Source organism: Pontibacillus yanchengensis Y32 (assembly GCF_000770635.1).
GTDB lineage: Bacteria > Bacillota > Bacilli > Bacillales > BH030062 > Pontibacillus > Pontibacillus yanchengensis.
Genome location: NZ_AVBF01000101.1, coordinates 1 through 10159, shown reverse-complemented (window position 1 = coordinate 10159; position 10159 = coordinate 1). Strand labels below are relative to the sequence as shown.

The following is a 10159-nucleotide window of genomic DNA, read 5'->3' as shown; positions in this document are numbered from 1 at the left end:
TTCTCTTATATACGCAACGGAAACATCCCTCTCATCCAAATTATCTCGATTCCAAGTCTTCAAGATTATGCCTCTAATATTGAATAAGGAATACCAATATTTATTAAGTTTTAACGTAATCAAATAACAAAATTAACATTCAGCATAACTTTTCTATATAGAATTACATTAGGTACATAGAATCAGTTATGCCCGTTATATCCACCTATACTGGTCATAAAAGATAATTAAATACTTTTCTTCTATACAAATTCACACTAAATAATGGATAGACCTTGTCATTTTATAGTATAATGGAGCGGATGAAAGGAGGAATTGTCATGTCTCCGTCGAAAAAAGACGACCAAAAAGATGAAAAACAATCAAAACGAACAGATGAAGCTCGCACTGTACGAAAAATAGTTGGAATTACATTAACCGCACTCGTACTGGTGATTATTATAGTGGGGGTATCTGGATACTTATATATCAACTCTGCTTTAAAACCCGTGGATCCTAGTGATGAAGAAAAAAGAGATGTAAAAATTCCTATCGGTTCATCTGTATCTGAAATTTCCAAGATTCTAGAGGAAAATGAAGTTATAAAAGATAGTCGAGTATTTCGCTTTTATATTAAATTTAAGAATGAATCAGGATTTCAGGCAGGGGACTATAAATTTTCTTCTGCGATTACAATGGATGAACTTATATCAGCTTTGAAAACTGGTAAAGTAATGAAAGACCCTGTATTAACGGTCACTATCCCTGAAGGAAAGACAATGGATCAAATTGCGGATATTTACTCTAAGAAAACAGATATAGAAAAGGAAGAATTCTTAGAAAAAGTAAATGATGTAGATTACATTCAAACGTTAATTAATCAACATCCTAGTATTCTTTCAGAAGCCGTATTAGACCCAGAAATTCGAACGCCTCTTGAAGGATATTTATTTGCTGCAACTTATCAGTTTTTCGAAGAAAGTCCTTCTACAACAAAAATTGTTGAAAAGATGATCAAGAAAACAGAGAGTATCGTATCACCGATGTTAGATGGAATTAAAGAGCAAGGATTGACGGTCCATGAAGCCCTTACAATGGCCTCTCTTATCGAGAATGAAGCTAGGTCGAAAGAAGATCGAATGAAGATTTCCGGCGTGTTTTATAATCGTCTTGAAGATGATATGCCTCTTCAAACTGACCCTACTGTCTTATATGCTTTAGGAAAGCATAAGGACAGGGTTTTACACAAAGATTTAGAGGTGGAGTCTCCTTATAACACATACCAAAATAAAGGTTTACCTGTAGGTCCAATCTCTAACTTTGCCAAGAACTCATTACAAGCAGTTGTGGAACCTACTTCATCCGACTACTTCTACTTTGTTGCTGCTCCAGATGGTGAAATCTATTACGCGAAAGATTTTGAAGCGCATAAACAACTAGTAGATAAACATTTAAATTAAAAGAAAATTCGAGAGGAATGCGAACAACACTCGCATTCCTTTCTTTATTTATGCTACAATTATAGGGTTGTATGGACATATCCTATAAAATGTTGTGCAATTCCTAAAGGAGGTATATGGATGTTAGAGGACATTCAATTAGATTACTTAAAGTCAACTATTGAACAAAAAGATACATTTACTCAGTCTTTAGAAGACTATGCGAGGAAAAATGACATACCTATCATGGATCCTTTAGGAATGGATTTTGTTCAACAAATGATACGTATCAAACAACCTAAGCGAATTGTAGAGATAGGAACGGCCATAGGCTATTCTGCTATACAAATGGCAAGAAGTTTTGAAAATGCTATGATTACAACTATTGAAAGAGATAAGACCAGATATAACGAAGCTATTCAGAACATTGAACAAGCAGGTTTGACTCATCGGATTCAAGTCATATTTGGTGATGCGTTAGAGGTTTTGGAAGATATAGAACAATACGGTCCTTTTGATGTCTTGTTCATTGATGCGGCAAAAGGGCAATATCAACGCTTTTTTGAAGGGTATACTACCTATTTAAATTCTGAGGGAATTGTGTTGTCAGACAATGTCCTTTTCAAAGGATATGTTGCCGACAACCCAAATGACGGATCCAATAAAGCAAAAATTGCTAATAAAATTCGTGCTTATAATGAATGGCTCACAGAACATCCTGATTATAAAACAACCATTTTACCAATTGGTGATGGAGTCGCAGTAAGTGTGAAGAGGTGAATGATATGATGAAACCTGAATTACTAGTAACTCCTACTAGTGTAAATGATATCTCTGTGTTAGCTGATGCCGGAGCAGATGCTTTTCTTGTAGGGGAAGAGTTTTTCGGCTTACGTTTAGCAGGTGAATTTAATAGAAATGACGTAAAAAAGGCAATTGAAATAGCTCATCAAAAAGGAAAAAAAGTTTATGTAGCAATGAATGCTATTTTTCATAATGATAAGGTGGACTTTCTTGCTGACTATATTGATTTTGTGAACCGTGTAGGAGCAGATGCGATTGTATTTGGAGACCCTGCTGTATTAATGACAGCCAGGGAGGTAGCACCTGATATAAAGCTACATTGGAATACTGAGACTACAGCTACGAATTGGTACACGTGCAATTACTGGGGGCGTAAAGGCGCTTCACGTGCTGTGCTAGCTCGAGAGCTTAATTTAGACTCAGTAGTTGAAATTAAGGATCATGCTGAAGTGGAAATTGAAGTTCAAGTACATGGTATGACTTGTATGTTTCAATCTAAACGAATGTTGCTTGGGAATTATTATCGTTATCAAGGAACAACCATGGAGATTCAACGTCAGGGTCAGGAAGAAAACCTATACCTTTATGATCAAGAGAGAGATAACTCCTATCCAGTATTTGAAGATGAAAATGGTACCCATATCATGAGTCCTAATGATATATGCATGATTGATGAATTAGATGAATTAGTTGAAGCAGGTATTGAATCGATAAAAATAGATGGAATTCTAAAATCTTCACAGTATTTACAAGTTGTAACAAAAGCTTATCGTAAAGCAATCGATGCCTTAGTAGAAGATGAGGATACTTATTTTGATATAAGAGAAGAATTGTATCAAAGCGTAGCAGATATTCAACCTAAAAATCGTCCATTAGATACAGGCTTTTTCTTTAAAGAAACGGTGTATTAAGGAGGTATGAACCTTGGCTCTAGAGCAAATTTCAAGAGTGATTGATGGAAAAAGAAAGATTGTTAAAAAGCCAGAGCTTCTTGCACCTGCGGGTAATCTTGAAAAACTAAAAATTGCTGTTCGCTACGGAGCAGATGCAGTATTTATCGGTGGAAAAGATTTTGGCTTACGTTCCAATGCTGATAACTTCTCTATTGAGGAAATGGCTGAAGGTGTAGAATTTGCGAAATCGTTCAATGCGAGAATATATGTAACTACAAATATATATGCACATAATGAGAATATGAGTGGTTTGGAAGAATACCTTGAGGGCATACAAGGTGCTGGTGTTTCTGGAATTATTGTAGCTGATCCTTTGATTATTGAGACTTGTAAACGGGTTGCTCCTAAATTAGAAGTGCATTTAAGTACTCAACAATCCTTATCTAATTGGAAAGCTGTTCAGTTTTGGAAAGAGGAAGGCCTAGAAAGAGTTGTTACAGCCCGGGAAACAGGCCATGAAGAAGTAAAGAAGATGAAAGAAAAAGTGGATATCGAGATTGAAGCGTTTATTCATGGAGCTATGTGTATTTCTTATTCTGGGCGATGTACATTGAGTAATCATATGACAGCAAGAGACTCGAATCGAGGGGGTTGCTGCCAATCATGTCGTTGGAACTATGACTTAATGATGGATACAGGCAATCAACAACAAGAAGACCAAGCAATGTTTACTGATGATTCGTCCCCATTTGCTATGAGTCCAAAAGATTTGAATTTAATCATGTCTATACCTAAGATGTGTGATATTGGTATTGATAGCTTAAAAATAGAAGGTAGAATGAAATCTATTCATTACATTGCTACTGTAGTTGGTGTATATCGAAAGGTCATAGACGCCTACTGTGATGATCCTGATCACTTTCAAATAAATCCTAAATGGGTGGAAGAGTTAGCTAAATGTGCAAATCGTGATACAGCTTCTGCGTTTTATGAGGGTACACCAAGCTATAAAGAGCAAATGTATGGGGAAGATAACCAAAGTCGAAAAACGAATTATGTGTTCTCTGGATTGGTACTAGACTTTGATATTGAAACAAATATAGCTACCATCCAACAACGGAATTACTTTAAACCTGGGGATACGATCGAGTTTTTTGGACCAGAATCAGAAGGGTTCTCTCAAGTAGTAGACACTATATGGGATGAGAAAGGAAACAAAATGGAAGCCGCTCGTCACCCATTACAGATCATCAAAATAAAAGTAGAACAACCCGTCTACCCATATAACATGATGCGTAAGAATAAGGGAAAGGAGCACCAAACATCATGAGTGATAAGCCAGTTGTAATAGGAGTTGCAGGAGGTACAGGTTCAGGAAAAACGACTGTTACCAAATCAATTAATCAACAATTTACTGATAAAACTATATTAATGATGGAACAGGATTTCTATTATAAGGATCAAAGTCATCTTCCATTTGAAGAACGGTTAAAAACCAACTATGATCACCCACTTGCTTTTGATAATGACTTGCTAATTGAACATATTCAGAAACTTATCAATCGTGAGTCCATTGAAAAACCCGTTTATGACTATAAACTACACACTCGATCTGATGAAGTGATTCCGACCGATTCTAAAGACGTTATTATTCTAGAAGGAATTATGGTTTTAGAAGATAGTCGACTTCGAGATTTAATGGACATTAAGGTTTTCGTTGATACAGATGCAGATGTGCGTATTATTCGTCGCTTATTGCGTGATATTAAAGAGAGAGGTAGAACAATTGATTCAGTGATTGAACAATATGTTAACGTTGTTCGCCCTATGCATCTTCAGTTTGTTGAGCCTACGAAGCGTTATGCTGATATTATTATTCCTGAAGGTGGGCAGAATCACGTCGCGATTGACCTAATGTCTGCTAAGATAAAAACTATCCTAGAAGAGAAGTCATACAGCAACTAACCAAGAATTAGTAAAAAGTTATTGAAAAGCGAATGAAAATCTGCCATTATATGTGGTAGTAGTTCTAGAACACCAACTATCTATATAAAATAAATACAAGCATTACTTGAGCGCACAGCTATGTGCCGCTCATTTTTATATAGGGATTTGGTGATTTCTTTTCGTAGGAATTAAGGAGTGAGTGAAAATGGCTGAAGAAAAAAGTTACTATATGACAGAAGAAGGTAAAGAAAAGTTAGAGCAAGAATTACATTATTTAAAAACAGAAAAGCGTCAAGAAGTAGTAGAACGTATTAAAATTGCACGAGGATTCGGGGACCTTTCTGAGAACTCTGAGTATGATGCTGCGAAAGATGAGCAAGCATTTGTAGAGTCCCGTATAGCGAGTGTAGAAAATATGATTCGTAATGCAGTAATTATTGAAAATGATGCAGGAAATAAAAATGAAGTATCATTAGGTAAATCGGTTACGTTCCAAGAGCTGCCTGATGGGGATGAAGAAACGTATAAAATTGTCGGTAGTGCTGAAGCCGATCCATTTGAAGGAAAGATTTCAAACGATTCTCCAATGGCGAAAAGCTTAATTGGTCGAGAGATTGGTGAAGAAGTGACTGTTGCTACACCAGGTGGAGATATCGACGTAAAAATCGTAAATGTTGAGTAGGTGACAACATATTTATCACCTTATGAGCCTAGCACATGTAAGATATGTGCTAGGTTTTTTAGTATAGTTATTTTATTGATTAATCGTCCCATGAAGTCTGGATAAATTGAAATCCGTTCCGAAAGGGATTTGAGCGGTCGCTCCTATTTTTGAAAAGTTGATCCTATTTCTGAAATCTCGCTCCAGACCCAAAGTTTTCCTCTGTTAAATTCAACGGAAACATCCCTTAAACACAAATTTATCTCAAATCCAAGTCTTCAAGATTATGCCTCGTAGTTAAATAACTTTCCCACCTATTTTTCTAAGATATGTCTAACTCCAGAAGCCGATTATGTTTGCTTAACTCTTATACACCATGTTTAATTGCTTTTTTCACTGGTGATACTGGTGAAGAGGTGAGATCCATGAAAAGCACTCGAATAAAAGGAGTTGCTGTCCTTCTGTTAATAAGTTTTTCCCTTATTTTGTATCGATTAGCTGACGTGCAATTATTCAGTTCAGAGAATTTTGGGCATGAAGAGATTAACCTGCTTGAAAAAAGCGTCGAACAGAGAACGCAGCAATTATCTATTAACGATGGAAGAGGACACTTTGTTGATCGAAATCATGTAGAAATGACAAAAGCAAATGAGCTTGATATTGTATTCTTCCCGTTTTTACGAGATATGGATTATCCTTTGGAAGAAGTATCAACCACACTTGGAATACCTGATTATAATTTGAATTATTACATAAAAAATTCCGAAGATCCTTTTTATATATCAGATATACTAAATGAAGAAGTAACGGAAGAGATGTACACAGCCCTTCAAGATTTAAACTTTCCAGGAATTTATCCTGTAGAGCGGAACCTTGATGAAGATCCTATATATGCATCTCATTTTCTAGGGCTAGTAAGGGAAAAGAAAGAAGAAAATGAAACAGCCTCTACAGATTCATCGATAGGTATTTCAGGTTTTGAGGCTGTGTTTGAACCTTTTTTAGCAACAAATGGAGAGGAAAAGCTGTTGTACCATGTCGATGGACATGGTGAGCCGCTATTTGGCCTCAATGTTAAGTATCAAGGGGTACAAGATGCTTTCTATCCTGTACAAATTAAAACAACCATCGATATCGAAATTCAACAAGAAGCAGAGCGTATTCTTGATGAACATAAAATTACTAAGGGAGGGCTAGTTTTATTGGATGTAAAGTCCAGAGATATTTTAGCCATGGTTAGTCGTCCGCAAATAAATTATAAAAATCCTTACTTAAATGAAGGTGACTCCAAGGATGACACGTTACACAATTACATGCTAAAGGCCAATTTTCCTGGTTCTATATTTAAAACGGTAATTGCCGCTGCAGCTATTGAGCACCCGTCGATTAATATTCATCGCATGTTCAATTGTGATTTAGGCATTAAAGAAGGAGTGCCACCGAAGAGAGAATTGGGCATGCTTAGTTTTACAGAAAGTTTTGCTCAAAGTTGTAATCGGACCTTTGTAGAAATTGCACAAGAAATGATGGAAGAGGATCCTTATGTAATCGACCACTATGTAGAAAAATTAGGGCTTAAAGGAACAGTTGGATGGAAAGGTGATGTATTTCATTTTAAAGACTTTAATCAGTTTCCTAAAGAAGAAACCACAACTATATGGGGGCAGGAAAACCATAGATTTGACGATAACATGATTGCAAACACAGCCATTGGGCAACAAAATGTGAAGATAACACCACTAGCTATAGCCAACATGATGGCTACTATAGCTTCAGATGGGATGAAGAAAGAAGTACGCGGTGCTTCTAGAGTCTTATACAAAAGTGGTGCTACTATGGCTACTTTTGAGGAACATCCATTAGAAGAAAATCGACTCTCTTCATATAGTGCTCTACGGTTAAGAGAGCTATTGTATGAGGTAGCAAACAGTAATGAAGGGACCGGTAAACATCTACAAGGTCTAGAGGTCGCTGGGAAATCAGGTACAGCAGAAGTAGTTGATGGCATTGATCCGTATCATTGGTTTGCCGGATTTTTTCCTTATGAGCAACCACGATATGCCATGGTGGTAGTTGATTTGGACAAACAGAATGCACTTGCTACAAATGGAGTATTTAAAGATATGGTGCAGCACTTAAATCAAAAGACCTTCTAATCTAACATGGTAAGAAGGTCTTTTGATTATATATAAAAGATGGGTACTCTTTTAATAAGTTATCCTTTAAAAACGCTTCTTTATCAGAAGAGATTACAAATTCAAAAACACGTTTTTCTGAAATCTTATAGAGTTCCAACAGGCTCCCATCAAAAAAGTACACTGAAAAAATTTGGTTTTCTTTGTCATAGCTTACTTCTTCAAAGGTCGATAATTCCCACATCTTTCGACTAAACCTTGTTGATTTCACTCTAATCACCTCTCTGCAGAATTTGTATATAGTTTATTATATTACACACTATTCTGAAAAATTCCTCCCTTCCTTCAAAAAAAGTACAAAAACGACAGTAAAATGTAAAATTCATCATCCTTGAAGCATTGGTTCTGTTTTTAACCCATAGTATAATATAGCAAGGAGGGATGGAACGATGGATAATGGCTCAAGAATAAATCGCTTTGATAAAAAGCGAAGAAGTACAAAACTAATCACAACTCTAGGTATTGTAGGTGGTGTGCTAGCAGCAGTATTGTTGCTTATACTCATCTTGCCTTTTGGAGGCAATGATACACCAGCTGCGACTGATAAGAATGAAGAAGAAACGAAGAATGCAGAAGAAAATCAAAATAATTCGAATGAAGATACGGACACATCTACCTCGGAACAAAACGAGCAAGAGGAACAATCCTCTTCTGAAACAGATAGTAGTTCAACACAAGAGAATGAACAGACTGATTCAACAAATAAAGAGAATGACGAAGGTTCGAGCGATGAGAACAATGAATCAGATGAAGATACAAACACAGAAGAAGTCACCACAGAATCAGATGATCCAAATGTTATAAAGACCATCAAAAAGGATTGGGAGCCAATTACTACAGAGCAAGAAGGCAATCATACTACAACCTTTACAGAAGGTACAAAGGATTGGAGCGAAATGGAAGCCTCCTTTAGTAGAGCAACAGGTATAAGTAAAGGGAACATGATTAACTGGTGGACAACGAGAGGGAATGACAGTCAAAGTGTTGTCGGTACCGTCACAAACGGCTCTCAAACCGAAGTGTACCGAGTGTATTCTACCTGGGTTGAGAATGAAGGGTGGAAGCCAGTAAAAGTTGAGAAATTGAAAGAGAACGATAAAAAGAACAATCATAAAGAGACAACTAATGAAGCACAAAATGAAGACGCTGATACAGATGAAGAGCAGTAAGGAGAGACAAGTATGACAATAGGTATAATTGGAGCAATGGATGAGGAAATTCGTATTCTTACGAATGAGATGGATATCCAATCACAAGAAACCATCGCAAGTTGTGTGTTTTACAAAGGAACACTAGAAGGAAAGGATATTGTCGTAACAAAATCAGGGATTGGTAAAGTAAATGCAGCTATGGCCACTAGTATTCTGCATGAACGATACCAACCTTCCCATATTATCAATACTGGATCAGCTGGTGGATTTGCAAAGGAACTTAAAGTGGGGGATTTAATTATATCTTCTGAGGTTCGTCACCACGATGTAGATGTAACTGCTTTTAGTTATGAGTACGGACAAGTACCTGATATGCCAGCTGCCTATATACCTGATGAGAAGCTTGTACAAGCTGCTGAAAAAGCTACAGCACAATTACCTTCTATACACAGTGTTAGAGGCTTAATCGCTACAGGTGACGCTTTTATGCAGGATCCATCTAGAGTAGAATTTGTACGAAACAAATTTCCACTACTGCAAGCAGCTGAGATGGAAGCAGCCGCAATTGCGCAAGTGTGCGTTCACTATCAAACACCATTCGTAATTATCCGTTCACTTTCTGATATTGCTGGTAAAGAGTCAAATGTGTCTTTTGAACAATACCTGGAGACAGCAGCTAAACATGCAGCTACGCTTATCCAGACAATGTTAAAGAATGTATGATGCTATTTCCATCATTTACTAGACACTCCCCTGATTTATCCATGTTATCATGCTAAAAGAGGGAGAGGTGGTAAAGTGGAAAACATGACTAAAGAACTGAAAGCTAAAATAGAAGATTATAAGCGCTTTATCTTAACTTTAATTATTCTAAGCTTCTATTTTTATATAGGTACATTGATTACCACTTATATTCATCCAAACAAATTTAATTCTGTCCTACTAATGTTGACTGGTGCTAGTATAGTAGCCTCTATGATATTTGTAGTGAAATGGAAAAAATTTAACAAGCAATATCAAGAACAACAACAAGAATAACGTACAAAAGCACGAGGGACTAATGAAATGTCTCTCGTGTTTTTTTATACAA

Annotated in this window: 11 protein-coding genes; 10 read left to right on the top strand and 1 reads right to left on the bottom strand. The window is 36.5% G+C overall.

From position 1 onward, the window contains the following. The first annotated feature begins 320 nt into the window (after nucleotides 1–320). The 7 genes from mltG (at nucleotide 321) to N782_RS19700 (ending at nucleotide 7879) form a co-directional block, all read left to right on the top strand. Complete coding sequence (gene mltG / locus N782_RS19730) at nucleotides 321–1439, top strand: endolytic transglycosylase MltG (RefSeq protein WP_036824486.1); 1119 nt, start codon at nucleotides 321–323, stop codon at nucleotides 1437–1439. A 120-nt stretch (nucleotides 1440–1559) separates the two neighbouring features. Then, entirely contained in the window at nucleotides 1560–2198 is a 639-nt protein-coding gene (locus N782_RS19725; protein WP_036824483.1) for an O-methyltransferase, read from the top strand. A gap of 5 nt (nucleotides 2199–2203) precedes the next feature. Beyond that, on the top strand, nucleotides 2204–3133 hold the full coding sequence (locus tag N782_RS19720; RefSeq protein ID WP_036824480.1) for a peptidase U32 family protein: 930 nt from the start codon (nucleotides 2204–2206) through the stop codon (nucleotides 3131–3133). 13 nt (nucleotides 3134–3146) lie between these two features. Further along, the gene (locus tag N782_RS19715) at nucleotides 3147–4445 is read left to right on the top strand and encodes a peptidase U32 family protein (protein ID WP_036824477.1); all 1299 of its coding nucleotides are present in this window, start codon (nucleotides 3147–3149) and stop codon (nucleotides 4443–4445) included. After that, complete coding sequence (gene udk, locus N782_RS19710) at nucleotides 4442–5080, top strand: uridine kinase (protein ID WP_036824474.1); 639 nt, start codon at nucleotides 4442–4444, stop codon at nucleotides 5078–5080. Before N782_RS19715 ends, udk begins: the two co-directional genes overlap by 4 nt. A gap of 187 nt (nucleotides 5081–5267) precedes the next feature. Next, on the top strand, nucleotides 5268–5744 hold the full coding sequence (greA, locus tag N782_RS19705; RefSeq protein ID WP_036824472.1) for a transcription elongation factor GreA: 477 nt from the start codon (nucleotides 5268–5270) through the stop codon (nucleotides 5742–5744). Nucleotides 5745–6148: 404 nt separating this feature from the next. Continuing rightward, entirely contained in the window at nucleotides 6149–7879 is a 1731-nt protein-coding gene (locus N782_RS19700; protein ID WP_036824470.1) for a penicillin-binding transpeptidase domain-containing protein, read from the top strand. Between the two features lies 1 nt (nucleotide 7880). Here the strand turns inward: N782_RS19700 and N782_RS19695 are convergent, their stop codons facing one another. Further along, on the bottom strand, nucleotides 7881–8129 hold the full coding sequence (locus N782_RS19695; protein WP_036824467.1) for a hypothetical protein: 249 nt from the start codon (nucleotides 8127–8129) through the stop codon (nucleotides 7881–7883). Between the two features lie 178 nt (nucleotides 8130–8307). Between N782_RS19695 and N782_RS19690 the strand changes: the two genes are divergently transcribed. The 3 genes from N782_RS19690 (at nucleotide 8308) to N782_RS19680 (ending at nucleotide 10107) form a co-directional block, all read left to right on the top strand. Next, on the top strand, nucleotides 8308–9087 hold the full coding sequence (locus tag N782_RS19690) for a YrrS family protein (RefSeq protein WP_052111462.1): 780 nt from the start codon (nucleotides 8308–8310) through the stop codon (nucleotides 9085–9087). Nucleotides 9088–9099: 12 nt separating this feature from the next. Beyond that, nucleotides 9100–9792 carry a 5'-methylthioadenosine/S-adenosylhomocysteine nucleosidase gene (mtnN, locus tag N782_RS19685; protein WP_036824464.1) on the top strand — a complete coding sequence of 231 codons (693 nt, stop codon included), beginning with the start codon at nucleotides 9100–9102 and terminating at the stop codon, nucleotides 9790–9792. 84 nt (nucleotides 9793–9876) lie between these two features. Beyond that, nucleotides 9877–10107: a YrhC family protein gene (locus tag N782_RS19680; RefSeq protein ID WP_152600819.1), complete on the top strand. Its 231-nt coding sequence runs from the start codon at nucleotides 9877–9879 to the stop codon at nucleotides 10105–10107. Nucleotides 10108–10159 lie beyond the last annotated feature (52 nt).